The sequence below is a fragment of the Streptacidiphilus albus JL83 genome, assembly GCF_000744705.1.
Classification (GTDB): Bacteria; Actinomycetota; Actinomycetes; order Streptomycetales; family Streptomycetaceae; genus Streptacidiphilus; species Streptacidiphilus albus.
The window spans coordinates 8,627,831-8,653,981 of the sequence record NZ_JQML01000001.1 but is presented as its reverse complement, the minus strand read 5'-3'; the positions used below and the strand labels follow the sequence as shown (position 1 = coordinate 8,653,981).

At 71.7% G+C, this 26,151-nt stretch carries 19 protein-coding genes; 4 read left to right on the top strand and 15 right to left on the bottom strand.

Annotated elements, in window-relative coordinates:
* Positions 1-7: 7 nt before the first annotated feature.
* Entirely contained in the window at positions 8-1,348 is a 1,341-nt protein-coding gene (locus BS75_RS43670; RefSeq protein ID WP_052070189.1) for a hypothetical protein, read from the bottom strand.
* Positions 1,349-1,664: 316 nt separating this feature from the next.
* Between BS75_RS43670 and thiC the strand changes: the two genes are divergently transcribed.
* Positions 1,665-3,512, top strand: coding sequence for a phosphomethylpyrimidine synthase ThiC (gene thiC / locus BS75_RS37620; protein WP_034091430.1), 1,848 nt, complete (start codon positions 1,665-1,667; stop codon positions 3,510-3,512).
* Positions 3,513-4,275: 763 nt separating this feature from the next.
* On the opposite strand, the gene BS75_RS37610 is transcribed toward thiC, so the two are convergent.
* Both BS75_RS37610 and BS75_RS37605 read right to left on the bottom strand, forming a co-directional pair.
* Positions 4,276-5,976 carry a glycoside hydrolase family 27 protein gene (locus tag BS75_RS37610; RefSeq protein WP_081983011.1) on the bottom strand — a complete coding sequence of 567 codons (1,701 nt, stop codon included), beginning with the start codon at positions 5,974-5,976 and terminating at the stop codon, positions 4,276-4,278.
* A gap of 299 nt (positions 5,977-6,275) precedes the next feature.
* Positions 6,276-6,890 (bottom strand): GNAT family N-acetyltransferase, encoded by a 615-nt coding sequence (locus BS75_RS37605; protein WP_034094570.1) that lies wholly within the window; start codon positions 6,888-6,890, stop codon positions 6,276-6,278.
* Positions 6,891-7,180: 290 nt separating this feature from the next.
* Here BS75_RS37605 and BS75_RS45225 point away from each other — a divergent pair, with 290 nt between their 5' ends.
* Complete coding sequence (locus tag BS75_RS45225) at positions 7,181-9,211, top strand: discoidin domain-containing protein (RefSeq protein ID WP_052070188.1); 2,031 nt, start codon at positions 7,181-7,183, stop codon at positions 9,209-9,211.
* Positions 9,212-9,277: 66 nt separating this feature from the next.
* On the opposite strand, the gene BS75_RS37595 is transcribed toward BS75_RS45225, so the two are convergent.
* The 7 genes from BS75_RS37595 to BS75_RS37565 form a co-directional block, all read right to left on the bottom strand.
* Positions 9,278-10,096: an enoyl-CoA hydratase/isomerase family protein gene (locus tag BS75_RS37595; protein WP_042437833.1), complete on the bottom strand. Its 819-nt coding sequence runs from the start codon at positions 10,094-10,096 to the stop codon at positions 9,278-9,280.
* A gap of 149 nt (positions 10,097-10,245) precedes the next feature.
* Positions 10,246-11,349, bottom strand: coding sequence for a lysylphosphatidylglycerol synthase transmembrane domain-containing protein (locus tag BS75_RS37590; protein WP_160312255.1), 1,104 nt, complete (start codon positions 11,347-11,349; stop codon positions 10,246-10,248).
* 163 nt (positions 11,350-11,512) lie between these two features.
* Entirely contained in the window at positions 11,513-12,130 is a 618-nt protein-coding gene (locus BS75_RS37585; protein ID WP_034091427.1) for a DinB family protein, read from the bottom strand.
* Between the two features lie 165 nt (positions 12,131-12,295).
* A complete protein-coding gene (locus BS75_RS37580) occupies positions 12,296-13,420 on the bottom strand; it encodes a methyltransferase domain-containing protein (protein WP_034094567.1) in 1,125 nt (374 codons plus the stop codon).
* A gap of 47 nt (positions 13,421-13,467) precedes the next feature.
* Complete coding sequence (locus tag BS75_RS49665; protein WP_169790781.1) at positions 13,468-13,614, bottom strand: hypothetical protein; 147 nt, start codon at positions 13,612-13,614, stop codon at positions 13,468-13,470.
* A 710-nt stretch (positions 13,615-14,324) separates the two neighbouring features.
* Positions 14,325-14,588, bottom strand: coding sequence for a hypothetical protein (locus BS75_RS37570; RefSeq protein WP_034091425.1), 264 nt, complete (start codon positions 14,586-14,588; stop codon positions 14,325-14,327).
* A gap of 95 nt (positions 14,589-14,683) precedes the next feature.
* The gene (locus BS75_RS37565; RefSeq protein WP_156164327.1) at positions 14,684-14,842 is read right to left on the bottom strand and encodes a hypothetical protein; all 159 of its coding nucleotides are present in this window, start codon (positions 14,840-14,842) and stop codon (positions 14,684-14,686) included.
* Between the two features lie 647 nt (positions 14,843-15,489).
* Here BS75_RS37565 and BS75_RS37555 point away from each other — a divergent pair.
* Positions 15,490-16,683 (top strand): helix-turn-helix domain-containing protein, encoded by a 1,194-nt coding sequence (locus BS75_RS37555; RefSeq protein WP_034091422.1) that lies wholly within the window; start codon positions 15,490-15,492, stop codon positions 16,681-16,683.
* A gap of 324 nt (positions 16,684-17,007) precedes the next feature.
* Here the strand turns inward: BS75_RS37555 and BS75_RS37550 are convergent, their stop codons facing one another.
* Together BS75_RS37550 and BS75_RS37545 are read right to left on the bottom strand one after the other, a co-directional pair.
* Complete coding sequence (locus BS75_RS37550; RefSeq protein ID WP_034091421.1) at positions 17,008-18,105, bottom strand: baeRF3 domain-containing protein; 1,098 nt, start codon at positions 18,103-18,105, stop codon at positions 17,008-17,010.
* A gap of 123 nt (positions 18,106-18,228) precedes the next feature.
* The gene (locus tag BS75_RS37545; RefSeq protein WP_034091420.1) at positions 18,229-18,867 is read right to left on the bottom strand and encodes a TetR family transcriptional regulator; all 639 of its coding nucleotides are present in this window, start codon (positions 18,865-18,867) and stop codon (positions 18,229-18,231) included.
* A 148-nt stretch (positions 18,868-19,015) separates the two neighbouring features.
* On the opposite strand from BS75_RS37545, the gene BS75_RS37540 reads away from it, so the two are divergent.
* Positions 19,016-20,266 carry a beta-ketoacyl-[acyl-carrier-protein] synthase family protein gene (locus tag BS75_RS37540; protein WP_042437834.1) on the top strand — a complete coding sequence of 417 codons (1,251 nt, stop codon included), beginning with the start codon at positions 19,016-19,018 and terminating at the stop codon, positions 20,264-20,266.
* Here the strand turns inward: BS75_RS37540 and BS75_RS37535 are convergent.
* The 3 genes from BS75_RS37535 to BS75_RS51735 form a co-directional block, all read right to left on the bottom strand.
* Positions 20,250-20,642, bottom strand: a complete 393-nt coding sequence (locus BS75_RS37535) for a PPOX class F420-dependent oxidoreductase (RefSeq protein ID WP_034091419.1) — start codon at positions 20,640-20,642, stop codon at positions 20,250-20,252. The genes BS75_RS37540 and BS75_RS37535 overlap by 17 nt on opposite strands.
* A gap of 102 nt (positions 20,643-20,744) precedes the next feature.
* Complete coding sequence (locus BS75_RS37530; RefSeq protein ID WP_034091418.1) at positions 20,745-22,988, bottom strand: SpoIIE family protein phosphatase; 2,244 nt, start codon at positions 22,986-22,988, stop codon at positions 20,745-20,747.
* A gap of 222 nt (positions 22,989-23,210) precedes the next feature.
* Complete coding sequence (locus BS75_RS51735; protein ID WP_197091997.1) at positions 23,211-25,952, bottom strand: discoidin domain-containing protein; 2,742 nt, start codon at positions 25,950-25,952, stop codon at positions 23,211-23,213.
* Positions 25,953-26,151: the final 199 nt, after the last annotated feature.

The following is a 26,151-nucleotide window of genomic DNA, read 5'->3' as shown; positions in this document are numbered from 1 at the left end:
CCCCGACTCAGCCCTCCGTCTGGACCGCCGCCTCGTAGATCCGCTGGAGGCGGCGCTCGGCGGCGCGCAGGCCGCTGCTCCCCGCGCCGGGCACCTTGCGGCGCAGGGCCAGGATGCCCGGGGCCAGCTCGATGGAGCTGCGCCGCTCCTGGACCCGGCTCCAGCAGGCGTGGGCGTTGTCCACCGCCGCCCGCACCTCGGCGTCGTCCGGGCCCTGGAAGGTGAGCCGGTCCTCGGCCGAGTCCCGCCACAGTTCCGCTGCGAGGGACTCGTCGTGGGAGAGGTGCGCCAGGTGGGCGCGGGCCTCACGGGCCTGGATCGCGCGGGGCGAGCGGGGTCCGGCGGTACGCACGGCCTGCTCCTCCGCGGCCAGCGCCAGCGCCTTGGCCTGCTCCAGGTCACCGCTGCCGAGAGCCGCGCCGATCGCCGCGAGCGGATCGTCCGCGGCGGCGGGCTCCGGCACGGAGACGGTGGGCGGCGCGGCGGCGAGCGCCGGCACTGAGACGGTGGGCGGCACGGCAGTCGGGGGCGGCGCGCAGGGCATGGGCGGGACAGCGGCGACCGCCTGGGCCGGGACCGGGACCGGGGCCGGGGCCGGGGCCGCTGCCACCGGGACTCCCATCGCCGGGGCGGTCACGACCGGGCGCACCGCGACCGGCTGCGCCGACCGGACCGGTACCGGCGCGTCGGCCGGGTCGGTGCCGAGCGGCAGCGCTCCGGCGGGCAGGCCGGCCGAGGCGACGGCCTGCCGGTGGACGTCGAAGAGCGGACGGTCACCGACATGGCGGAGCAGTTCGACCAGCGCGTGGACGTACGGCGTGGCCAGGGTCTCGCCGACCGTCTCCGGCGGGCTGACCTGGCCCCAGACCGGCAGCGGGCCGGTCAGCACGGCCGGGCCCGCCGACGCCAGCAGTGCCCAGGCGTCCTTGTCGGCGACCAGGTCGGCCAGGACCCGGGTGCTGCCGGGCGGGCGGTCGCGGAACTCGTGGGCCAGCCAGGCCCAGGGCAGCGCGGTGTACCTGGCGTTCTCCGGACGGCTGCGCGCCAGCGCCAGATGCGGCTCGTGGTGCCGGTGATCCACCGTCAGACAGCCGACCAGCACCAGCACCAGCGGACCCGGGGTCGCGGCGGCGCGCCGCAGATGGGCCAGGACCAGCTGGGGGTCGGCCGGGTCGGCGAGTTGGACCGTGTCGGCGGGGACCGCGCTGCCGAGCAGCGCCGACGTCGGCAGGGTCGCCAACAGCGTGAGGCTGGCCTCAGGGCGTACCGGCTGACGACGGCGACCGCCGGGTGCGCCGCCGATCAGGAGTATGTGCCCGCGCTGCTGGGCTTCCCCGTTGATCTCCATGCCGGTCACGCTACCGTGCCACCGCACCGGGGGTGCCAACCAGGTGGCGCCACCGGTGTGTCCGCTGCTCCGCACCCGCCCCCGGAACGGCGGGCGTTGACGGCCCGGAGCCGGGCGGGTGCGGCGAGTGAGCCAGGGCACTCTGGTCAAACCGGAGGCGGAGCCGCTACGGTGCTGACATCTGATTGAAGACGCGGGAGCTCGGAGCACCGGGCTGAGAGGGCGCTGACCGCCGCACACCACCATGTGCGACGACTGCTTGCGCCGACCGCAGGAACCTGACCGGGTAATGCCGGCGTAGGGAGAAGCAGGTCCGATGACCGAGCACGATGCACAGCAGCAGTCTGTCTCCAGCACCACCACCGGCTACCCCGCCCCTGCCTGGCGGAAGGCCTACCGCGCCGGCGGTAGGCCGGGGCTGCGCGCGCCCTACCGGGAGGTCGTGCTGAGCAACGGCCGCACCGTCCCGCTCTACGACACCTCCGGGCCGTACACCGACCCGGCCTACGCACCCGATGTCAGGCTCGGCCTGCCCGCGCTGCGCGCGGACTGGATCGCCGGACGCGGCGACGTCGAGGGCTACCTCGGCCGCCGCGCCCGACCCGAGGACGACGGGCTGCGCCGCGGCACCGCCGACCGGGAAAGGGAGTTGGCCGGGCTGGACGCGGTCTTCCCCGGCCGAACCGGGGACGGGAGCGAACGTCCCTGGCCCGAGGGGTTCGCCCCGCCGCGCGCGGAGCGCCCGCTGCGGGCGGCCGGGGGCGCTGCGGTCACCCAGCTCGCCTACGCGCGCCGGGGACTCGTCACCGAGGAGATGGAGTTCGCAGCCCTGCGGGAGGGGGTGGCCCCGGAGACCGTCCGCGAGGAGGTCGCCGCCGGCCGGGCCGTGGTCCCGGTGAACGTGAACCACCCGGAGGCGGAGCCGATGGTGATCGGCTCCCGCTTCCTGGTCAAGATCAACGCCAATATCGGCAACTCTGCGGTGACCTCCTCGATCGAGGAGGAGGTCGAGAAGATGTCCTGGGCCACCCGCTGGGGCGCCGACACGGTGATGGACCTGTCCACCGGGCGCAACATCCACACCACCCGCGAGTGGGTGCTGCGCAACTCCCCCGTGCCGATCGGGACGGTGCCGCTCTACCAGGCGCTGGAGAAGGTGGACGGCCGGGCCGAGGAGCTGTCCTGGGAGGTCTACCGGGACACCGTGATCGAGCAGTGCGAGCAGGGCGTCGACTACATGACCGTGCACGCGGGCGTGTTGCTGCGGTACGTGCCGCTGACTGCGCGCCGGCGGACCGGCATCGTCTCGCGCGGCGGCTCGATCATGGCGGCCTGGTGCCTGGCGCACCATCAGGAGAACTTCCTGTACAGCAACTTCGAGGAGCTGTGCGACATCCTGCGGGCCTACGACGTCACCTACTCGCTCGGGGACGGGCTGCGTCCTGGCTCCATCTCCGACGCCAACGACGAGGCGCAGCTGGCCGAACTCCGGACGCTGGGCGAACTGGGGCGGGTGGCGCGGTCGTTGGACGTCCAGGTGATGATCGAGGGCCCGGGTCATGTGCCGATGCACCTGATCAAGGAGAACATGGACCTGCAGAAGGAGCTGTGCGACGACGCGCCCTTCTACACCCTCGGCCCGCTGACCACGGACGTGGCCCCTGGCTACGACCACATCACCTCCGGTATCGGCGCCGCCATGATCGCCACCTACGGCACCGCGATGCTGTGCTACGTCACTCCCAAGGAGCACCTGGGGCTGCCGAACCGGGACGACGTGAAGACCGGCGTGATCACCTACAAGATCGCCGCCCATGCCGCGGACCTGGCCAAGGGTCATCCGGGCGCGCAGGACTGGGACGACGCCCTGTCCGACGCCCGCTTCGAGTTCCGCTGGGAGGACCAGTTCAACCTGGCCCTCGACCCGGAGACGGCGCGTTCCTTCCACGACGAGACGCTGCCCGCCGAACCGGCGAAGACCGCGCACTTCTGCTCGATGTGCGGGCCCAAATTCTGCTCGATGAAGATCAGCAAGAACATCATGGACACCTACGGCGACGGCTTGGCCGTGACCGGCGACGATGAGGCCGAAGCGGGGATGAAGGCCAAGTCCGAGGAGTTCGCAGCCAACGGCAACCGGGTCTACCTCCCACTGGCGGACTGACCCGAGCCGAACCAGACCAGGCGCTGCACTGGGGGGCCGGGGGGCTTCCCAGCGCAGCGCCTCGACACCGGCGCCGTCGGCTACCGACCGCCGGCCTGACGGTCCAGGTACTCGATCAGCGCTGCCTCTCTGTGACGCAGGGGTTCCCGCTGATCCTCGGGAAGCGACGCCAGGGCGTCGACGAGTACGCGCGACCGGGGCACGTTCACCATCCCGCCGGAGTAGATCCGGCAACCGGAGCACCACGCGAAGCCCACGCACCGCTCGAACATCCAGGACTCGGGTGGATGGAAGCGGTACTCGTAGGAGCGGACGCCCGACCCGCAAGCAGCACACATTCGTCGATCGCCGTTCTGCACCGTCGCCCAGGCCGAGACCCTGAGCCAGCGCTCCCGCCCGGCCGGTGCTCTTCAAGTCGTCATGTGCAGCATTCTCCCCCACTCCCGCCCCCAGGGGGCGCCCTCGGCGTCGGGAACGACGCCCTGGAGCGGAAATGATCGGCAAGGTGCAACATCCGACCCGGCTGGATGCGTTCTACATGTATGAGCGCATCGACGTCGACCGAGGGGGCATCGTGAGCAAGCGGGACACGTCCTGGGACTGAGCAGCAGGATCTGGGCGCCCGTCACCTGAGGTCGAGGTGACGGGCGCTTCCGCACGCCCCGGGTTCAGCCAGCAGTCCCGCGCACGGCGCGGCACCCGGGGCCGGGGGGCTCCGGGCGCCGCGCCTGCGGGTGCGGTCGGCGCTACCGTGCGGTCGGCGCTACGGCAGGGACCAGGTCTGGTTGGCCTGGTTGTCACCGCAGGGCCAGATGTCCAGCTTGGTCAGGTTGGCCGTGGAGCCGCCGTAGGCGTCCAGGCAGTCACCGGAGTCGGGGTTCACCAGGTTGCCGTCGGTCTGGTAGGTCCACTGCTGACCGGCCGAACCGTTGCAGGCGGCCAGGTCCACGTAGGTCCCGGCGGCCGTGGCCGAGGAGGGGACGTCCAGGCACTCGCCGAGGGTCCGGACGGTGCCGTCACCGGGCTGCGTCCACTGCTGGTTGGCGTTGCCGGTGCACCCGTAGAGGATGATCGGGTTGCCGTTGGCCGTGCCGCTGCCGGAGTCGTCCACGCACTGGCCGCTGTTCTCGGTGATCTGGCCCGTCGTCGTGGTGGCGCCGCAGCCGCTGCTCGGAGTGATCCGCAGCAGGGCGGTGCCGTGTGCGGCGATGGTCGTGGAGATCGCCCCGCTGGTGGTCGAGGTGGTCCCGGCCCACAGGTCGTGCACCGAGTAGCTGCAGCCGCTGCCGCCGACGAATCCCGCCGCCGCGGCCGTGGTGCTCGCGCTGACCGACGAGGAGGAGCGGTTGAGGATGGCCACTGCCCGGTCGCCGTTGGCCAGCGGCCTGGTGAGCACGTCCAGCGTGCCGTTCTGGGAGACCACGTAGCCCGGTGAGCCCAGCGAGTCCTGGTCGACGGCGATGACGGCACTGTTGCCGAGGTCCGCGACGGAGGACGCCGAGAGGGCGCTGACGTTGTCGCTGAGGATCAGCGGCGAGCCCATCTCCGCCCAGAGCGAGAGCTGGCTGCGGGACTCGTCCGCGGTCAGTCCGCCGTCACCGGCGATGATGAAGTCCGGGTCGTTCCAGTTGCCGGGGCTCTCGTAGCGGTGGATCGGGTTGTTGTAGCCGTAGTTGTTCAGCACGCTGGCCCAGCGGCTGGTGTTCGGGCTGGACGCGCTGTAGGTCGCGATGTCGCTGCCCTCGCGCCAGAGTTGACCGTACTGGCCGGTCCAGCCGAGCACCGTGTCCCAGTCGGTGGTGCCCTGGAAGTAGGCCGGCGCGGACTCCGAGAAGACGATGTCGCGCCCGGACGCCTTCAGCGCGGCTCCCATGGCCGCGTAGGCGGACTGGTAGGTCTGCTCGCCAGTCTGCCCGCTGACCGAGGGCAGGTTGCAGCCGTCGAGCTTGAGGTAGTCCACGCCCCAGGAGGCGAAGAGGTCGGCGTCCTGCGTCCAGTGGTTCCAACTGCCCGCGTAGCCACCGCAGGTGGAGGTTCCGGCATCCTCGTAGATGCCGAACTTCAGCCCCAGCTTGTGCAGGTAGGTGCCGACGTAGGCCATGCCGTCCGGGAAGAGCGTCGGGTTGGCGACCAGGTTGCCGGCGGCGTCGCGGCTGGTGTTCATCCAGCAGTCGTCGATGGTGACGGTGTTGTAGCCCTTGGCCGCCAGCCCGGTCGAGACCAGGGCGTTGGCGTTGGCCAGGATGGTGGCCTCGTTGTAGCCGCACTGGTAGTGCGCCCAGTCGTTCCACCCCATCGGCGGGGTGACCGCGAGCGCGGCCCCGTCGCCGGAGGTCGCGGTCTCGGAGGCGCTGGCGGCGGGCGCGAAGCCGCCCAGCGCCGCGAGCACCGCGCCGACCGCGACGGCCGAGGTGACGAGTCGTCTGCTGCCGAACATTGAACGGAACTTGGGAGATCCAGGCATGGGGGTGCGTCTCCTTGGTGGTGGACGTGACGATCGTGCCGGGCTGTGGCGGAACGCGCCTACTGCGTTGACGGGATGGCACACGTCGGCAGCGTGCCCACCGGTCCGGTAGCGGCATCGAGGGCGCTGCGTGCATGACAGACAGTAGGACCAACGCCACGCACGCACAATGAGGCGGCTGACACTTTCTGCTCGTTCTTTCGCCATACAGAGCAGAAATGAGTATCAGCCGCGCGCTGAGCAGCAGGGACCGCTCGGGCGAGCGGGGAACGGAGCCGGAGGACCGGGGCCCGACGCCTTCAGGGACGGGCCGCCGGGCGCCACATCGTGGTGACCACCTGGCCGGAGCCGGTCGTGATCCGGCTGTGCGGGAGGAAGCCGACGCTCCGGTAACGGGCGTCGTTCGCCGGGTTGGAGGACTCCAGGTACACCGGCTCGCCGAGGTCGTCGATCCGCGCCAGGGCCTCCCTGAGCAGCGCCATTCCGAGCCCCCGGCCCCGGTGGTCGGCGTGGGTGCCGAGCAGGGTCAGGTAGAAGTGCGGCTCGCTCGGGTGGGCCCCCTCCAGCTGGGCGTAGATCTCCAGGACCCCCTCGGCCGTCCGCTGCCCGGCCGTCCGCACCAGCAGCGCCGCCAGCTCGTTCTCCTCCTCGTGCGTCAACTCCGTGCCGCCCGGCGGGATCAGGATGGCGGCGGCCTCGACCTTGCCGGTCACCAGCGTCCACCGGTAGCGCAGCGCCGAGATCGCCGACATCCGCCACATCACCGCCGCCTGCTCGGCGCGCCGACCGGGGTCGGGGAAGGCCGGACCCCAGAGCGGGTCGTCGAAGAACGCGGTGGTGAGAGTGGCGACGATGGCGTCGATGTCTGCGGGCTCCGCCACGCGGACGGATGCGCCACGTGTTCCAGTGGTCATCGGCCAACCGTAGTCGGCCGCCGCGACCAGGCACAACGGCCGGTCGGGCGATGCCGGGACCGCCCCGGAGCGCCGCAGCAGCGGCTGCCGGGATCCCCGGCAGCCTCGCGCAAAGTCTTGACACGCCCGCAATAGGCCCGTACACATCAACTGCTAGAGAGCGCTCTCTCACCCCACCCACCCGATAACTGGCGTCGTGTGCGGTCGAGTTGTGCTGCCTTCGGGCTGCCGCCGACCACCCGCTCGTCAGCATTCCGCTACAGCGCCCGGTGCGCTGAAGGGAAGGCAACATGTTCGACAGATCGCAAGTCGGCCGGGGGGCCGCTCGGCGGCGGAGGTCGCTGCGGGGGCGCTCGCTGCTCAGCACGGTCGCGCTGCTGGCCGCCTGCCTCGGCGGGGCCGTGACGGTGACCGTGGCCGCCGCCCCCGCCGCGATGGCCGACGGCGTACCGGCCGCCCCGGCCGGCTGGAACACCGTGTTCGGCGACGACTTCGCCGGCCCGGCCGGCTCCGCCCCCTCGTCCGCCAACTGGTTCTACGACATCGGCACCGGCTACGGAACCGGTGAGACCGAGCAGACCACCGATTCGACCAGCAACGCCTACCTCGACGGCAACGGCCACCTGGTGCTGAAGGCCATCGACAACGGCGGCACCTGGACCTCCGCCCGGCTGGAGAGCACCCGCGACGACTTCCAGGCCCCGGCCGGCGGCGAACTGGAGATGACCGCCTCGATCGAGCAGCCGAACCCGGCGAACGGTCTCGGCTACTGGCCCGCCTTCTGGGCCCTGGGCTCCCCGATGCGGGCCGGCGGCGGCTGGCCGACCTCCGGCGAGATCGACATGATGGAGGACGTCAACGGCCTGAACGAGGGCTCGCAGACGCTCCACGACGCGGCCGGCAGCAGCGGCCACGCGCTGATCCCCTGCCCGGACACCAGCTCCGGCTGCCAGACCGGCTACCACACCTACTCGGTGATCGTGAACCGGACCGACACCAGTGCCGAGACCATGGAATTCCTGATGGACGGCACCGTCGAGAGCACCGTCACCGAGGCCTCGGTGGGCACCACGGCCTGGCAGGAGGCCGTCGACCACGGCTTCTTCATCATCTGGGACCTGGCCATGGGCGGGAACTACCCGGACGGGGTGTACGGCTCCACCACCCCGACCGCCGCCACCAGCTCCGGCGCGTCGATGAGCGTCGCGTACGTCGCCGTGTACGAGGAGGGCGGCAACTCGACCCCGACCGGGGCCGCCACCGCCACCGGCGCGGTCGGCGGGCTCGACGGGCTCTGCCTGGCCAACCAGAACTCGCTCGACACCGAGGGCAACCCGATCGGTGTCGCCGCCTGCAACGGCAGCGCGGGCGAGGTCTGGTCGCCGTACAGCGACGGCACCGTCCGGACCCAGGGCGGCTGCCTGGACGTGGTGAGCGCCGGCACGACCAGCGGCACCGACGTCGACTGGTACGCCTGCAACGGCACCAACGCCCAGGGCTGGACCGCCCAGGGCAACGGCGAGCTGGTCAATCCCAACTCCGGTCTCTGCCTGACCGATCCGAGCGGCAACACCGGCTCCCGGCTCGACATCGAGACCTGCGCCGACAGCGCCGACCAGCAGTGGAAGCTGCCCACCGGCGGCACTGCGGCCGACACGGTGACGGTCACCGCACCCGGCAACCAGACCTCGACCGTCGGCACGGCGAGCAGCCTGCAGGTCGCGGCGAGCGACTCGGCCTCCGGGCAGACCCTCAGCTACAGCGCCACCGGGCTGCCCGCCGGACTGAGCATCAACTCCGCCACCGGGCTGGTCTCCGGCACCCCGACCGCGGCCGGCACCTCCAACGTCACGGTGACCGCCACCGACACCACCGGGGCGACCGGCTCCACCGGCTTCAGCTGGACCGTCGACGCCGCCGCCACCGGCTGCGGAACCGCCGACATCGCCCTCGACCAGCCCACCACCGCCTCCTCCGAACAGAACTCCAGCTTCCCGCCCCAGGACGCCACCGACGGCAACCTCGGCACCCGCTGGTCCAGCGCCTTCAGCGACCCGCAGTGGCTGGAGGTCGACCTCGGCTCGACGCAGCAGATCTGCCAGGTCACCCTCGACTGGGAGACCGCCTACGCCACCGCCTTCCAGATCCAGACCTCCAACGACAACTCCACCTGGACCACCGTCTACTCCACCACCGACGGCACCGGCGGCGACCAGACCCTGAACGTCACCGGCAGCGGCCGCTACATCCGGATGTACGGCACCACCCGCGCCACCCAGTGGGGCTACTCGCTCTGGGAGTTCGACGTCCACGCAGGCTGACCGGACAGCTGCGCGACGGGGGCCGCACAGCCAAGGCGCGGCCCCACCAGCACTGCTGAGTTATCGTCAGCGAACTTCGAAGGAACGGCCCTTGTGCGCGGCGCGGTCCACCTCGGCGGTGCCGAGCGGGTTGCCCAGCTGGGCGTAGGCCAGGCCGGTGGCCAGGGCCTGGCTGCGGCCGGTGTCCAGCGACTCCCAGATCGCCCGGACGCTGCCCTGGATCGCGGCCGGCGGCTTGGCCGCGATCCGCGCCGCCAGCTCGTGGGCGCGCTCGCGCAGTTGCTCGCCGGGCACGACCTCGCTGACGAAGCCGATCTCCAGCGCCCGGCGGGCGGACATCCGCTCGTCGTTCCCGAGCAGCACCATCCGCAGCACCTCGCCGAGCGGGATCCGGTGGGCCAGCCCGATCGGCTCCAGCGCGGCCACCATGCCGTAGCTGGTGTGCGGGTCGAAGAAGGTGGCGTCCTCGGCCGCGATGATCAGGTCGGCCTCGTTCAGCCAGTACAGCGCTCCCCCGGCGACCATCCCGTGGACGGCGCAGAGCAGCGGCTTCCAGCAGCGGTTCTGCTTGGGCGAGAGGCTGGCACCGGGGTCGGTCTCGTGGAACAGGTTCCCGGCGCGGTCGATGCCCTCGACCACGTCCATGCCGGTGCAGAAGGCGCGCTCGCCCTCGGCCCGGAGGACGATCGCATGGACCTCGTCGTCCTGCGCGGCGTAGCGCCAGAGCGCGGCGAAGTCGTCCAGCATCGGCTGGTTGAAGGAGTTGAGCCGCGCCGGGCGGTTCAGCGTCACCGTGAGCACCCGGTCCGCCCCGAGTTCGACCAGGACGGTCGAGAACTCCGGCAGTGCGGGCTTGTCCGCCGGGGTCCTGGCTGGCACGGTCATTGTCGACTCCTTCGTCCTGCTGCTGCCGCCGTGGTCCGTACCGGGGCCACTGTCGCGCAGATCGCGAGAGAACGGCAGACCCGGGACGCCGGTGTTGCACGGCGGCGGGTCAGTTGCCGCCGGCGGCCGCGCCGGTCTCTCCGCCCGCCTCAGCGCACCGCGCCCGGACCGTGGTCCGGGGCGTGGTCGAGCCCGTGGTCCCCGTCGTGGTCCGGCACCCGGACCGGACGGGTGGCGGCGGGTGCGTCCCCGCTCGGTTCGGGGGGCCGGCGGCGGGCGGAGACGGCGGCCACCAGGCCGCCGATCGCGATCACCAGCCACAGGCTGACCAGCCGGTAGAGCAGCACGGCCGGCACCGCCCTGGAGGCCGGCAGGCCCGCGTTGACCAGTCCGGCCGTCATCGCGGCCTCGACCACGCCGATCCCGCCGGGGGTGAGTCCGACGCTGCCGGCGGTGACGCCGAGACAGTAGGCGAGCAGGACCCCGTGCCAGGGGACCGGTCCGCCCGCCGCCGCGATGGCGCAGACCAGGCAGAGGCAGTCCCCGCCCCAGTTGCGCAGCGCGTGGGAGAAGGCGTAGGCGTACTGGAGCGGGGTGGCCCGCAGTCGGCCGATCCGGGTCAGCAGTTCCGCGAAGGCCGACGCCGCCTCGGGTCGCGGGTGGTGGAAGAACCGGCGGGAGAGCCCGACCGCCTGCCCGACCAGCCGGTTGATCAGCCGGTTGACGGCGCCGAAGCGCAGCGCCGCGAGGATCGCGACCATCGGCAGCGCGGTGGCGGCGGCGGCGCCGAAGCCGAGCGCGGTGGCGCCGGTGCTGTTGCTGAGCAGTGCCCCGACGAACATCAGCAGGGCGAAGGCGAGCGAGGAGACGATGCCGGAGACGGTCAGCGCCCAGCCCACCGAGGCGTGGTCGGCACCCCGGCGGCGGAACTGCCGGTAGGCGAAGGCGGTGCCGAGCCCGGTGCCGACCACCGGCAGGCTGAGCGAGAGCGCGTTGCTGGCGTAGGCGATCGCCAGGGACGAGCGCAGCGTGATCCGGCTGCCGCTGACCCGCAGCAGGTGCTGCTGGTTCCTGGCGAAGGCGGCCATCGAGCCGGACTCGGCGAGCAGGGCGAGCGGCAGCCAGGCCCAGTTGAGGTGGGCGAAGGTGGTGAGGCTGTAGCGCAGCGCGGGCACGGTCGCGAAGGCCAGCACCACCAGCGCCGCGCTGAGCGGGACCAGGAGAGCGATCGCCGGAGGACGCCTCACTGCCATCTCGGACCGCCGCATCCCCTCGGAAGGTTTCCGCCGCAACCCGACCAGGCTCGCACGGCACACGCGGGGTCGTCATCCCCACGACCGCCCGGACGACGATCTCCTGTCGGGTCCACACCTTCCGGCGGAGGCCCGAACCGCGCTCATCCCTTCGTTCGCCGGTTCACGGCCGGTCCCGGTAGAGGTCGCGGAGCAGGGCGATCTCGGCCCCGTGGTGCAGCACCTCCTGGTTCACCCACCAGACCGTCTCCAGGAAGGGGTCCTCCGGGTCGCTGCCGTAGGGGTAGCCGCTGTGGCCGACGGTGTCGAGGGCCGCGTCGTCGGCGGCGAGCAGCGCCGCGCGCCAGGCGGCGGCTGCGGCGACGAGGTCGGCGACCGCGCCCAGGGCGTCACCGGCGAAGCGGTGGTCGTCCCGGCTGCGGGAGCGGCTGCCGTCGGTGTGGTCGGCACGGAGCGTCAGCATCTCGCTGAGGTGGCCCATCCGCCAGGCGAGGGTGGTGAACGGCGGCGGCACCGGGTGCGGGCTCCCGGCCGAGTCCCGCCCCCACTCACCGGCGCCGATCAGCAGGGTGGCCCGGGGACCGGGCCCGTCCGCGCGGCGGCGGATCGACCAGCAGCCCGGCACCGGCTCCCAGCGGTACTCCTCGTCGGTGAGCGCTCCGACGGGGACGCCCACGCCGTTGCCGCTGTCCAGCACCGGACCGGACAGCCGGTCCACCAGCCGCTGCACCGCGAAGTCGTACTGCTGCAGCAGCGGGATCAGCCGTGCGGGTGTTGCCATCGAACGCTCCTGGGACGGATGGGATCGGCCGGTCCCGACCGAGCCGTACCCTGCCACAGCGGGCCCGGCGTCGCCCGCGATTTTCGCGTCAGGCCCGGTGTCAGGCGCGGCGGCGGGCGCGGAGCACGGTGTCGTGGATGGTGACTCCTGGTCGTGCGGACTTGCTCAGTGCTGCTGAGGGACGGGGTTGTCCGGCGTGTCGAGCCAGAGCTGTTGCCCGTCCGGGCTGACTGTCAGCCCGAACCGCTCGTAGCTGGGTCGGTCCCGCTCGGCCCACCAGTGGTAGGCGGCTTCCACTTCGTCCCACAGCTTGCGCGGGCCGGACTGGTACACCTCGTACTCGGTGCGGTCAGGTATGTGGTCGGCGGTAGCCCATGAGAGCGTGTCCCGGCTGTAGAGCCAGAGCGTGTACGCGCCGTTCTCGTACTGCTCCCGCCGCCAAAACGCGGCGGGCACCCCGGCCCCGATGACGAACTGAGCGAGCCATCCGCCGGTGTCCGGGGGGCGGAGCTTGGTCGTGGTCCGGGTCGCCCCGGCCGGCCACTTCGCGCCGTGAAGGTACTCCGCGAAGAGTGGCCGCTCCGTGCGCTGTTGACGGATCCTCATGAATGCAGAGCTACGGGTGAACCTTCCGCGTGCCTCGGTCCCGTCGCCGCTGACTGTCAGCTGCACGATGTGCTCGCCGCCGTACTCGGTACCGAACGGGGCGACGATCACCCCGCCCGGGGCCATCTGCTCCAGCCAGGCCGGAGGAATCTCCAGCACAGAGCATGTCGCGATCAGGCGATCGTACGGCGAGCGCATGACCCACCCCGCCCGGCCGTCTGCCACAACCACGGCCGGGTCTCGCCGTGCCCTGCCGAGGTTCGCCTTCGCGCCCCGGGCAACCTCAGCGTCGAACTCGACCGACACCACGTTGGCGTCCCCGACCCGGTGAGCCAGAAGGGCCGCGTTCCACCCCGTCCCGGTTCCAATCTCCAACACCCGGTCACCGGGCCGGACGTCCAGGTCTTGCAGCATGGTGAACACCATGCTCGGCAGGGAGTTGGACGAACTCGGCGTCGTGCCGAGGCCGTCCCCGTCGTGGTCGCCGTCGTCCCACTGAGTGGTGAGCGGGATGTCCGAGTAGACCGCCCCTCGCCAGGCCGCCGCGTCCTCCCACCGATCGACTACTGGGTTCTGCTTGGTGCCATCCGCGATGCCCGGCCAGATGCGATCCGGCACGAACAGCTCACGCGGTACGGCGTTGAAGGTCGGGAGCCAGTCCGATGAAAGCGCGCCGCTGGCCACCAGCGCGGAGGCGAGCCCCTGGGGGCCCGCCTCCTCATGCGTCTCGGTCATCTACCGGTCGCCGGGCCCTGGCCGTCGCTCGTGTTGCCACCCTCGTCGGAGCCGCCGCCGTGGCCCGCGCCGCTGTTGCTGTCGTCCTGCTGGCCGCCGCCCTTGCCGTCGCCCGAGCCGCCGCCGTGTCCGCCGCCGTCCATCTTCTCTACCTCCGTGCTGGTCGTCCCGGCGCGCGGTTGCGTACCGGGGGGTGCTTGGTCGCCTCGAACCCCTATGGGTACGTCGGGCGACGTCGTGCCCCGGCGGGATCGCCCGCCGGAGTTGGTGCCCGCCCCGGTCCACGGTGGACAGCCGCGTGGCCGGTGCAGGATTCCTGGGGAGCCCCCAGCCAATCCGCCACGGGGGAGGCGGACAGCCGGGGCCGATCATGGGGCTACTGCGGGCCGTGGGTTGGACACCAGCGCTGCCCATCAGGGCCAATGAAGCAGGGCTTTCCGCAGGTTCCGCACATTGGTTCGCGCCTTTCGGATGGTAGGTGGGTGGTGCAGCCTCGGCCGGCCAGGACAGAGACGCCGGGCGGGGGCCTCCGCATGCGGTCTTGGTCGCGTCCCAAATCGCCTGCGGGATACGGCGCTTGTCAGGGTCTCTCATACCTGCTGTTCCCTCCGCGCGTGCTCCGGGTAGTTGAGTACGGCGACGTCGGGTTGAGCGGCGTAGTCCGCAGCCATCTGGAGACGGGGCTCCAAGCAGGGCGCGCACCCGGAGACGGGGGCCGTGCCACCCGGCGTATGGATCGGGCCGAGGTATCGGACCGGCAGCCATTCGAGGCAGAACCAGCAGAAGTTCGTGCCCCAGAGTCGGGCATCCTCCTCGGCCACGCTTCGCTGCTGTACACCTAGATCGATAGAGATCATCCGCCGTGGTTCCTATCCCGGCCGGTTGCGCGGGCCTTGTGAAGCAGCTTCAGCGCCTCCGTGACCGTCTCCGGAACAGGGACAGTCACGATTCCGATTCGGATGTGGTCCTCTCCAACGGAGTTCACCACGACGGCAGCGTCAGCCGCCTCCAGACGGAGTAGATGCATGGCGGTGAGGAAGTCCAGCCGCGCCACGTAGGTCCGGTCTGTCGCCGCCTGCGGGCGCGCCTTGGTGCTGTATTCGGTCTGGTCGTCCATGCCCCGTGTTCCCAGTTCGATCGTGGAGTCTTGGTGTCCCGCCCCCGGCCGCGCCGTGGGGGGACCACGACCGGGTGGCGCGAGTCGGTGGGGACTCACCAGGCGAGGCTGGGGGCGTCCAGGTGGTACACGGCCGACATGTGGATGGCGATCCGCTTCTGCGCCGACGCCAGCTCGTGGACGTCGCCGAGGCAGATGGCCAGGTCCCGCGCGCCGTAGTACCGGTCACAGAGAAAGCACTGACCACGTGTCACAATGTCCTGCTGACCACCAGTCTCCCGTTCAAGCCAGCTCATGCGCTCACCCACTCGGCGAGCCGGGACCGGTGATCGGCCTCGGCCCGCGCGCACCGGGCCTTGAGCGCTCTGGCGTACTCGCGGTTAGTCTGCATCCCGATCCGGATGCGCTCAGCCCGCTGCCAGCGGGGCAGGCCCACGGTGGTTGTCACGACGCCCTCGCCTCAAGGGCTCGGCGTTCGGCGCGGGCGTCGATGGGGCGGGCCGGCTGGCACGTCGGGCAGTGGCAGGGGAGAAGCGCCTCTGACCCGAACAGGTTCACGAAGCCCGTGGGCTCGTACTCCATGACACGCAGCTCCCGCGTTGCGCCCGTCTCGCGGTTGATCACGTACACGCGGAGCCGCATCACAGCGACCACCCGACTTCCGCGATGGTTTCCCGCTGCCCCGCCAGGGCAGCCTTAGCTAACTGCGCGCGGGCCGACCTGCCCTTATCCTTGGCCTGCGGGCCGTTGGTGCTCGTTGCCATAGCCACTCTCCGTTCTCTTTGCCTGACAACCAGTCAACGACAGCCCAGCAAGATCAGTTCACACAAAGCTTGCACAACGCGTAACGGCCTCGGCCGGGTTCACACGGGTGACACACCAGAAGTGGAACGCTGATCATATGGAAAGCACAGAGCCGACCGCTGGTGAGAACATCGCGGTCCTGCGGAAGGCCCGGGATCTCAGCCAGGCTCGTCTTGCCCGAGAGATGGGCATCACCGTGTCCTACCTCAGCAAGATCGAGGTGGGACTGCGCCCCGCGACCCCGCCGATAGTGGCTGCTGCCGCGAAGGCGCTGCGGGTGTCTACTGCGCGGATCTATGGTCAGCCCTTCGCGGCCCCCAATGAGCAGGGGGCCCACCTGGAAAACCTGCGCGGAGCTGTCCGCCGGTACAACCTGCCGAAGTTCGACGTGCCCGCCCCGGATCAACTGGCCGCGAGCCTGGCTAAGTTGGCTGAGCTGCGGACGGGAACGCATTACTCGGAGATGCTGCGTGTGCTCCCGAGGCTGCTGGGTGAGGCGACGGCCACTGCCTACGCCTCGGACGGCGATGCGGTCGCGTGGGGACAGGTGGCCGACGCCTACGGGTGCGCCTACGCCGTTGCGCACCGCCTCGGGCAGCCGGACCTCGCGGAGATGGTCGTGTCCCGGCAAGCCTGGGCTTCCCACCAGACGTGGAACCCTGAGGCCGAGGCCGCAACGGCGTGGAACGAGGCCGGGACCTACCAGAGCGCTGGGGACTACGGGGACGGCCTGGCGGTTGTAGACCGGGCCATCGTGCAGTTCGAGTCGGCTTCACGCGGTGAAGAGATGGGGCCGGAGAAGCTAGTGCCTCTGGGGTCTCTACACCTTCGTGGGGTGGTCTTGGCCTCCCGTGCGAAGGACAAGCTCGCAACTGAGGCGCACGCTACCCACGCGGCGGAGCTTGCCCGCCGGCTCAATGCACCGAAGGACGTGCTGCGGCATAACCTGACGTTCGGTGCGGGGAACACCGTCCTGTACCAGCTCGCCGCCCATATCGAGCTGGGCAACCCGCAAGAGGCTGACGACCTGGCAACCCCGCTGCTGCGCAAGCCTCCGGCCGGGCTGACGCCCAACCGGACGGGGCGGCTCTACATCGACACCGCCCGTGCCCGGCTCGCCCTGGACAACCTGAGCGGAGCCGAAGAGGCCCTGAAGGAAGCGTTCCGGGTGGCACCGCAGATGGCCGAAGTGCACCCCATGGCGCGCGAGGTCGTGCGGGTCTTGATGGTCATGCACCAGCGTTCCAGGCCCGAGCTGGTGGCGATGGCGAAGCGGTCCGGGTTGGCCTAGTGCCCTTCGGCGAAGTCCTCCCCGTCGCGCACCCACGTCTTCCGCCCCTCGTCCCAGCGGCGCAGCGCCATACCCAGCAGGCGGTACCCCGTCCCCGCGTGCAGAAGGCCGAGGCCGACCGCAAGGCGCACCAAGACGCCGTCCAAAAGGCATCCCCCAAGTCCGTGCCGGCCCCCCGCACTGGTTCGGCGGCGCGGACGGCGAGCCGGTCGAGTTCCTCTGCCTCTTCGGCCGCCAGGGCGAGCGCGCCCATGTCCGCGACGTCCGGGCCCGGCCGCGGTCGGAGTGACCGTCGGCCGGGCCCGGTGAAGGAGGTGCGGTCGGTCAGTAGCGCAGGACGGCGGCGATCCGGCCGGACCCGGCCAGGGTGTCGTTGGGGACGAAGCGCACCCGGGCACCGGTGTCCAGGGCGCGCTCAACGACCTCGTCGACGATGTCGTCCCGGGCGCCCTCCTCGCCGGACTCGGCCGGGACCAGGTGGTCGCCGTCGTCGCGGACGGTGGTCCGGTAGTCGTCCTCGACCGCGAGCAGCGCGATCCGCCCGGTGGTGACCTTCTGCCAGACCTCGTCGATCCCGGCGGCGAAGTCCTTCCGGCCGATCGCCTTCTCCAACTCCTGCTCCACCGCCGCGACCTCCGCGGCAGCGTGGGCGGCCAGGGCCGGCTGGACCGCGTGCCACACCGCCTCGGCCGGCCCCTGGGCCAGGCCGCCCAGGGTCACCCGGGCGACCGCGCCCTTGACCGCCGTGCCGACGTCGTCGAGCAGGGCGAGCGCCTGCGCCTCGCCGACCACGTACACCGGACGGGGCTCGGTGGCGAGCACGGCCGCCAGCGCTGTGTCGGCCTCGCGCAGGAACTGCCGGGTCAGCTCGTCGGTGAAGGTGCTCGGCAGGTCGCCGATCCGCTCCTTGCGCTCCGAGTCCGGGTCCTCCAGGCTGCGGCCCAGCGGGAAGGCGCCGCTCTTCTCCTGGACCGCGCGCTCCCGTTCGCCGTTCCACAGGGTGACGTGGTCGGCCGAGACGACCAGCACCCAGTAGCGCTGGTCCGCCGCCTGCATCGCGACCAGGTTGCGGGTCAGGAAGGTGTCCGAGATGACCACCCGGGAGGGCACCGGCCGGTCGAGGGTCCACAACTGGTGCTCGCCGGTCGCGACGAACAGCGCCAGCCCCTCCTCGGCGTAGTACGGGTCGATCTGCTCGACGGCCTGGTCGAGCTGGCCGAAGAGGTCGATCCGGTCGGCCCGGGAGACGGCGGGGTCGGCCTGGATCCGGTCCTTCGCCTCGGTCACCAGGTTGCGCAGCCGGATCGGGTCCTGGGCGTTGTCGCGGTCGCGCCGGTGGGTCGGCATCAGGATCGACACGGCGGGGTAGGGGCGCGGCCGGCGGAGCCCGGCAAGAGTGGCATTGCTGAGAGCGGGGGACATGGAGACCCTTTCCGAAGGTGGCGTGCCGTCTTTCCTGGTTCCCGTCACGGCCCTTGGCGCTGGCGCAGACTGCTCACGAATGTACCCAAAGGGGGAGGTACCCGCCCGCTGGGACGGTCGGCGCTACGGGTGGGCGGTCATCCGCCGGGCCAGCGTGACGATCCCGGCCCGCAGCTCCGCGTCGTCCCAGCCCTCGGCGTCCGCTCCGGCCTCCGCCGCCGACCCCGCCGCCGACCCCGCCCCGGGCTCCGGCAGGCCCAGGACCAGCCGGGTGAGCTGCGGAAAGGCCGCCGGCAGCACGGCGATGCCGATCAGCGCGAGCAGGGTGGCCGGCGACCCGGTGGTCTCCTCCGACCCGCTCCCCCGGGCCGCGGCCAGGGCGTCGACGGTCGCCCGGTAGCGCTCAGCCCGCTGCCGGGCGTTGGGCAGCCCGCCGGTGCCGTAGTGCAGCGACTCCCACATCATCAGCCGCAGCAGCTGCGGGTTGCCCCGGTGCAGGTCGTAGATCCGGCCGGCGTACTCGCCGGGATCGCCCTCCGGCAGGCCCAGCAGCTCGGCGTGCTCGGTCAGCGCCTCGGCGACCACGGCCGCGAAGAGCTGCTCCTTGCTGCCGAAGTAGCCGTAGATCCGCTCCTTGTTGACGCCGGCCTGCTCGGCGATCCGGCCGACCCGGGCCCCGCCCATGCCGTGGGCGGCGAACTCCGCGCGCGCCGCGGCCAGCAGCCGGGCACGGGTCCCCACCAATGTTCCCCCGCTTCTCATGGGGCGATCCTACATAGCCAACCAACTGGTTGGTTGACTAGCTTCGGCAGCGGAAGCAGCGACCGCCGCCACTCCCGCGGTCGCCGGACAGCACCACCGGAAGCAGGGCGTTGCCGTGATGACTGGAAGCGTGACGACTGACAGCGTGATGACCGACAGCGGTGCCTGGGTCACCGGGCTCGGGGCGACCACGCCCCTGGGCGGCGACCTGCCGACGACCTGGTCCGCGCTGCTCGCGGGCGAGAACGGCGTCGTGCTGCTGGACGACGACTGGACCGAGGGGCTGCCGGTGCGGCTGGCCGCGCCGATGCGGGTGGATCCGGCGACCGAGCTGCCCCGGCCGCTCGCCCGCCGGCTGGACCGCTGCGAGCAGGCCGCGCTGGTCGCCGCCCGGGAGGCGTGGGCGGACGCAGGCCGGCCGGAGGCCGACCCGGAGCGGGTGGCCGTGGTGATCGGCACCGGCGTGGGCGGGGTGCGCTCGCTGCTGGACCAGGACGACGTGCTGGAGCGCTCGGGGCCGCGCAAGGTCTCCCCGCACACCGTCACCATGCTGATGCCCAACGGCCCGGCCGCCTGGGTCAGCATCGAACTCGGCGCGCGGGGCGGCGCGCACACCCCCGTCAGCGCCTGTTCGTCCGGGGCCGAGGCGATCGCCCTCGGGCTCGACCTGATCCGCCTCGGCCGGGCGGACGTGGTCGTCGCCGGCGGTACCGAGGCCTGTCTGCGCGGGCTGCCGCTGACCGCCTTCGCGCAGATGACCGCGCTGTCCACCCGGCAGGACGACCCCGGCGCGGCCTCGCGTCCGTTCGACGCGGACCGCGACGGCTTCGTGCTGGGCGAGGGCGCCGCCGTGGTGGTGCTGGAGCGCGCCGATTTCGCCCGGGCGCGCGGTGCCCGCGCCCACGCCCGACTGGCCGGCACCGGCGTGACCTCCAGCGCCCTCCACATCACCGCCTCGGACCCGGCGGGCCAGAGCCGGGCGATGCGGCTGGCGCTGGAGTCCGGCGGACTGGCTCCGGCGGACATCGGCGTGGTGCACGCCCACGCCACCTCCACCCCGCAGGGGGACCTGGCCGAGGCGCAGGCCGTGGCCGAGGCCGTCGGCACCGGTCCCGCGGTCACCGCGAGCAAGTCGATGACCGGCCATCTGCTGGGCGCTTCGGGCGCGTTGGGCGCGATCGTGGCCCTGCTGGCGCTGCGCGACGGCTCGCTGCCGCCGACCAGGAACCTCGACCGGCTCGACCCGGGGGTCGGCCTGGACGTGGTCTCCGGCACCGCCAGGAGCGGGAGTTGGGACGCGGCCCTGGCCAACTCCTTCGGCTTCGGCGGCCACAACGTCTCGCTGGCCTTCACCCGGGCCGACCGAGGCCCGATCGGGCCGCTCAGCCCTGGCTGCTGATCCGCTCCGGCTCGATCACGAAGAGCACCCGCACCTGGTCCCGGCCGCCGTACCAGGGGTACGGCTTGCCCAGGTACTTCTGCGCCAGCTCCTCGATGTGCTCCACCGCGCCGTCCGTGGTCGCCTTGAGCACCCGGCCGCGCACCTGGAAGTAGCGCGAGGGGTTCTGCGGGCTGGAGACGGTGAGCGCAACCCGGGGGTCGCGGGCGATGTTCCGGGTCTTCAGATGGCCCTCGACGCTGTTGATCAGCACGTGCTCGCCGTCGGTGTCGACCCAGGTCTGGGTCACCTGCGGCGAGCCGTCGGCCATCGTGGTGGCCAGGTAGCAGGTGCTGGGCTGCCGGAGCAGGGTGAGCAGTTCTTCGCCGAGTTCCATGGCGGACTCCCGTTCGTGCTGTGCGGTGCGCCCGCCGGGGAGCGGACGCGGTCGCGCGGCAGCCTACTGCCTGGCCGAGGTCCGGCTGCGGCCCGGCTGCGCTCAGTGGCCGTGGCGCTCCTCCAGGACGAACCAGATCACCTTGCCGTGGCCGCGCGGCTGGACGCCCCAGCGGTCGGCGAGCAGGTCCAGCAGGACCAGGCCGCGCCCGGAGGAGGCCATCTCCCCCGGCGTCCGGCGGTGCGGCAGCTCGTCGCTGGAGTCGGCGACCTCCAGCCGCAGCGTGCGGCTGCCGGGCGTCCCGGTCACCACCGCGACCAGGGTGGCCGCCTGCTCGGTGTGGACCAGGACGTTCGCCAGCAGCTCCGAGGCCAGCAGCTCGGCGGCGTCCACATGGTCGGCCGCCGCCCAGTCGTGCAGGATCGCCCGCAGCTCCTCGCGGGCGCCGGAGATCCGTTCCGGCTGGTCCTGGGCCACGGTGAGCACCAGCTGCCGCGCGGGCGGGGCGGGTCGGTGCCCGTCCTGGTCCCGCCGCACCAGCAGCAGGGCGATGTCGTCCTCGCGCCGGTCCGCGAGGTGGCCGGGGCCGCTGTGCGAGGCCGGGCCGTGGACCGCGCGGATCAGGTTGTCCGCCATCTCCTCCAGGTCGTCGGCGGGTCCCGGCGACATGGTGTCGCGGACCCGGACCCAGCCGCTGAACATGTCGTGCCCGCCGGTCTCGATCAGCCCGTCGGTGCAGAGCAGCATCACCTCGCCGGGCTGCAGCACCACGTCGGTCACCGGGTAGTCCTCCTCCTCCGGCATCAGCCCCAGCGGCAGCCCGCCGGCCACGTGCCGGATCAGGCAGGTGCCGTCGGGCATCCGGACGACCGGGTGCGGATGCCCGGCCCGGGCGATCGACAGGACGCCGCGCTCCGGGTCGGCCTCCAGGTAGACGCAGGTGGCGAAGCGGTCGTCGTCGAGGCCGGCCAGGAAGTGCGAGGCCCGGGCCAGTACCGCGTCCGGGCGGTGCCCCTCCGCCGCGTAGGCGTGCACCGCCGTGCGCAGCTGGGCCATGATGCTCGCGGCGTGCACGTCGTGCCCCTGGACGTCGCCGATCACCAGGGCCACCCGGCCCCCGGGCAGGTCGATCACGTCGTACCAGTCGCCGCCGACCATCAGCCCGCCGCCGGTCGGCACGTAGCGGGTGGCCAGGGTCATTCCGGCGAGGCTGGGCGCGCCGACGCCCATGCTGCGGCGCAGGCCCCGGGAGAGGGCCCGTTCGGCCTCGTTGGTGTGGGCCCGCTCCAGGGCGTGGGCGAGCATCCGGGCGACGGTGGAGAGCACCGCGCGCTCCTCGGGGCTGAACCGCACCGGGGTGCGGAAGGCCGCCAGCCACGCGCCGGTCGTCCGCCCGGCGGTGACCAGCGGCAGGAAGGCCCAGGAGTGCCGGCCGAAGCCGGCCGCCAGCGGCCAGGTCTCCGGGAACCGGCGCTGGTACTCCTCCGGGCTGGAGAGGTAGACCGCCCGGCCGGTGCGCACCACCTCGGCGCCCGGGTAGGCGGTGTCCAGCGGCATCCGGAAGGGGTTCTCGTCGCCCTCCCGGTGCCCGTGCTGGCCGACCACGGTGAGGACGCCGCCCTCGAAGCCGAAGACGGCCAGCCCGTCGGGCGAGAAGCCGGGCATGGACAGCGAGGCGACCACCCGCAGCACCTCGCTGGTGGTACCGGCCTCGGCCAGCGCGCGCCCGGCGTCCAGCAGGAACGCCTCGCGCGAGCGGCGCAGGTCGGGCGGCGCGGGCGGCGCCGGCGGCCGGTGGGCGGGCGGCCGGTGCGCCGGGGGGCGGGAGCCGAGGCTGCTCGGGGCCCGGTTCAGCTGCTCGATCTGCAGGAGTTCGGCGGCCAGCCCGTCCAGCGGCTCGCTCGGCGGGGCCTCGCCGAGCAGCCGGTCCGCCCCGGGGTGGTCGGGGCCGGTGCTGCAGTCGTCCGTCCAGTGGCCCTCCAGGGCCGTGCCCTGGAGCGGGTACGGCCCGGCCGGGGCGGCCGGGACGAGCTGGAGCCGCAGCACCCGGCGCAGTCGGCCGTCGGCGCCGACCACCCGGATCCGGGCCTCCATGGGTCGCTGCTCGGTCATGGCGAGCAGCGCCGTGGCGCGCACCCGGACGAAGTCCTCGGGGTCGACCAGGGCCCGTATCTGCCGGCTGAGCAGGCGGCCCCCTTCGGCCTCGGCCCCGAACAGCCGCCCGCAGACCTCGTCCACCTCAAGGACCTCCTCGGGGCGGTTCCAGCGCCAGACGCCGATGCCGACGGCGCCCAGCACCTCGTCCGCGCGGAGCGGCGCGGTGGTGCTGTCGTCCTGGTTTCCCATCGGCCTGCCCCTCCCGCTCGACGGTGTGCGGACCGCGCCGGGACTCCCTCGGAGCGCGTGCGGAAAGTAGACGTTCTCGGACATACCGTATTACCCGTGCGGTGGGTGCCGCCTCCGGGACCTGCCCGGACGCGACCGCGCCGACCCGCCCGGATGGGGCGGATCGGCGCGGCCGGTGCGCGGTGGGTCAGCTCACGGTGCCGCTGCCCCCGGCAGGTCGGTTCACTGGTAGGAGACCACGTCGCTGGGTCCGCCGTTGGTCGAGCTCACCGCCGCTCCGGTGCCGTTGATCACCGAGTTGATGCTGCCCGAGCCGTTGAGCCAGACGGTCAGCAGGTCGTGGAACTGGACGCCGGAGGTCTGCGGCGCCTGGAAGGCCATGGCGTTCTGGATGTTCACTCCCTGGTTGAAGTAGGAGTAGCTGCCCATGCCGTAGCCCTGGAACGAGGTGACGCTGTTGGGGATGTAGAACGCGGGGTAGCCGTCCTGGGTGGAGCTGGCCATCCAGGCCGCCTGGTTGGGCACCTCGTAGGGGTTCTCGTTCTGGAAGAAGACGACCGTGCCGCCCTGGCCGTTCCACTCCGTCTCGTACTGCTGGAAGTGCTCGACCGCGAGGCCGTAGGCGGTGACGTTGTTGCCGTTGACGACGGCGCCGGTGTTGCCCTGGTCCGAGGTCCAGGAGCCGGCGCCGGCGCCGTGGTCCGCGCGCCAGGCCCAGACGTCGTCGATCAGCGAGTTGTTGCTGTCGTCGACGAAGGCCGTGTTCGCGGTGCCGGCCTCGGCGCCGCCGACCCGGAAGGTGACGTCGTCGACGCTGACCGGGTCACCGGCGTGGCTGACCGTGGAGCCCTGGGTGCCGAGCTGCAGCAGCGCCGGGGAGCTGGTCGAGCCGGCGTCGAAGATCAGACCGGACACGTTGACGCCGCTGACGTCGGCCACGTTCATGGTGACGTTGCCGTTGGTGGGGATGAGGGTGGGGAAGCCGAGACCGACGATCTTGGTGTCGGGGTGGGTGACGCTGATGGTCGACGGGACGTTGTAGACGCCCGGAGTGACCAGCAGGTTGTCGCCGGCCGCGAGCGCCGCGTTGATCTGTGCCACCGTGCTGGCCGAGTTGACCACGTAGAAGGAGCTGAACGGCAGGGAGGTGCCGGGGGTGTTGCCGTTGGTCCAGGTCGGACCGCTGGAGTTGGTCTGCTCGGAGGGCACGAAGACGTTGTAGTTGCCCGAGGAGTCGACGTAGAGGTACGGCTCCTCCTGCGTCTGCGGGCAGGTGGCCAGGGTGGTGTAGGAGTTGGGGCCGCCGCTGTCGCCGGAGTTCGAGGCGAAGCTCTGCGCCGGAGCGCCGTTGTCGCCGCAGAAGACCTGGTTCCAGACCGCGTTGCTCCAGCTGTCGATGGTGCTGTTGCGGGCGATGTACTGCTGCTGCGAGCCGTTGGTGACGGTGCCGCCGCTGAAGACCGAGTCGGAGATGAAGCCGCCGCTGGCGTAGCCGGGACCGCCGACGCAGTAGTCCATCAGCGAGAGGTTGCCGTTGACCTGCACCCGGCGCAGCGGGGACTCCTGCGAGGCGGCCCAGAAGTCCTCACCGGCCCCGCAGCCGGTGTTCCCGGCCACGTTGATGGTCAGGTTGGAGACCGACCGCCAGAAGTTGTCGGTCGCGTTGCAGGTGGTGCCGCTGCACTGGTTGTAGGAGTTGATGGAGCCGTTGATGACGACCTGGCCGGGGTTCTGCCCCAGCCCGGCGACGCTGGTGTAGAAGCCGACCTGGAAGTCCAGCGGGTCGGCGGCGGTCCCGTAGGTTCCGGGGTCGAACAGGATGGAGTAGCGCTGGGTCCCGAACTGGTTGGAGACCTGGGCGTTGGCGATGGTGTTGAGCTGGCTCTGGATCGACGCCTCGGACATGCCGGTGTTGAAGACGTAGACGTTGGAGCCGAGGCTGCCGCCGGTCGCCGGGGGCGGGGTGGTGCTGCCGCCGGAGCCGTTGGAGTAGACGGTGAACTCGTCGATCGACCACCAGCTGGTGGTGCTCGCCGCGGTCAGCACCACCCGGATGTACTGCGCCGTCTGCGCGGCGAAGGTGGCGGTCTCCGGGGAGGAGGTACCGGTCCCGGAGTACACCGTGGTGAAGTCGGTCCCGTCGGTGGACACCTCCACGCTGTAACCGGCCGCGTAGTCACCCGCCGAGTTGACCGAGTTCATCTCGATCTGGTTGAACGTCTGACTGGACCCGAGGTTGACCTGGAAGTACTGCCCTGCCGCCTGGTAGGCGTCCGAGCTGAAGCGGGTGGTCAGGTTCCCGTCGATGGCATTGGCCGGAGCGTCGGCGGCCGAGGAGCCGGTGTTCGAGCTCGCCACCCAACCGGTCTCCGAGAGCGCGGTCTCGGCCGGGGCGGGACTGCCGTTGTAGACGGTGAACTCGTCGATCGACCACCAGCTGGTGGTGCTCGCCGCGGTCAGCACCACCCGGATGTACTGGGCCGTCTGCGCGGCGAAGGTGGCGGTCTCCGGGGAGGAGGTACCGGTCCCGGAGTACACCGTGGTGAAGTCGGTCCCGTCGGTGGACACCTCCACGCTGTAACCGGCCGCGTAGTCACCCGCCGAGTTGACCGAGTTCATCTCGATCTGGTTGAACGTCTGGCTCGACCCCAGGTTGACCTGGAAGTACTGCCCGGCCGCCTGGTAGGCGTCGGAACTGAAGCGGGTGGTCAGGTTCCCGTCGATGGCATTGGCCGGAGCGTCGGCGGCAGAGGAGCTGGTGTTCGAGCTCGCCACCCAACCGGTCTCCGAGAGCGCGGTCTCGGCCGCCGAGGCGGTCGCCATGGTGCCGGGGGCAATCATGATCCCGAGCATCGACGCCACCGTCAGGGCGGCGTAGCCGGCCCGGCGTGCGCCGTTGCCGCCGTGCGGTCTGTTCCGCGGGGCCCTGACCCCCGCGGTGGGGAACCACAGTCTTCTGGTCATGCCGTGCATCACCCTTTCCGGTGCGGACACCCCTCGCCTGGGGTGTCCGGGTGGATTGAAAGCCGCTCTGAACAGCGGCTGAGGCGTGAGGGGGTGCGGGGTGGCACGAGGGGAGAGTTGCACCTGACCTTGCATCAAGCCTTAGTTCACGGTGTGATTTAACAATTCTGACCCTCCCGCGTCAATGGATTGAGTCAAA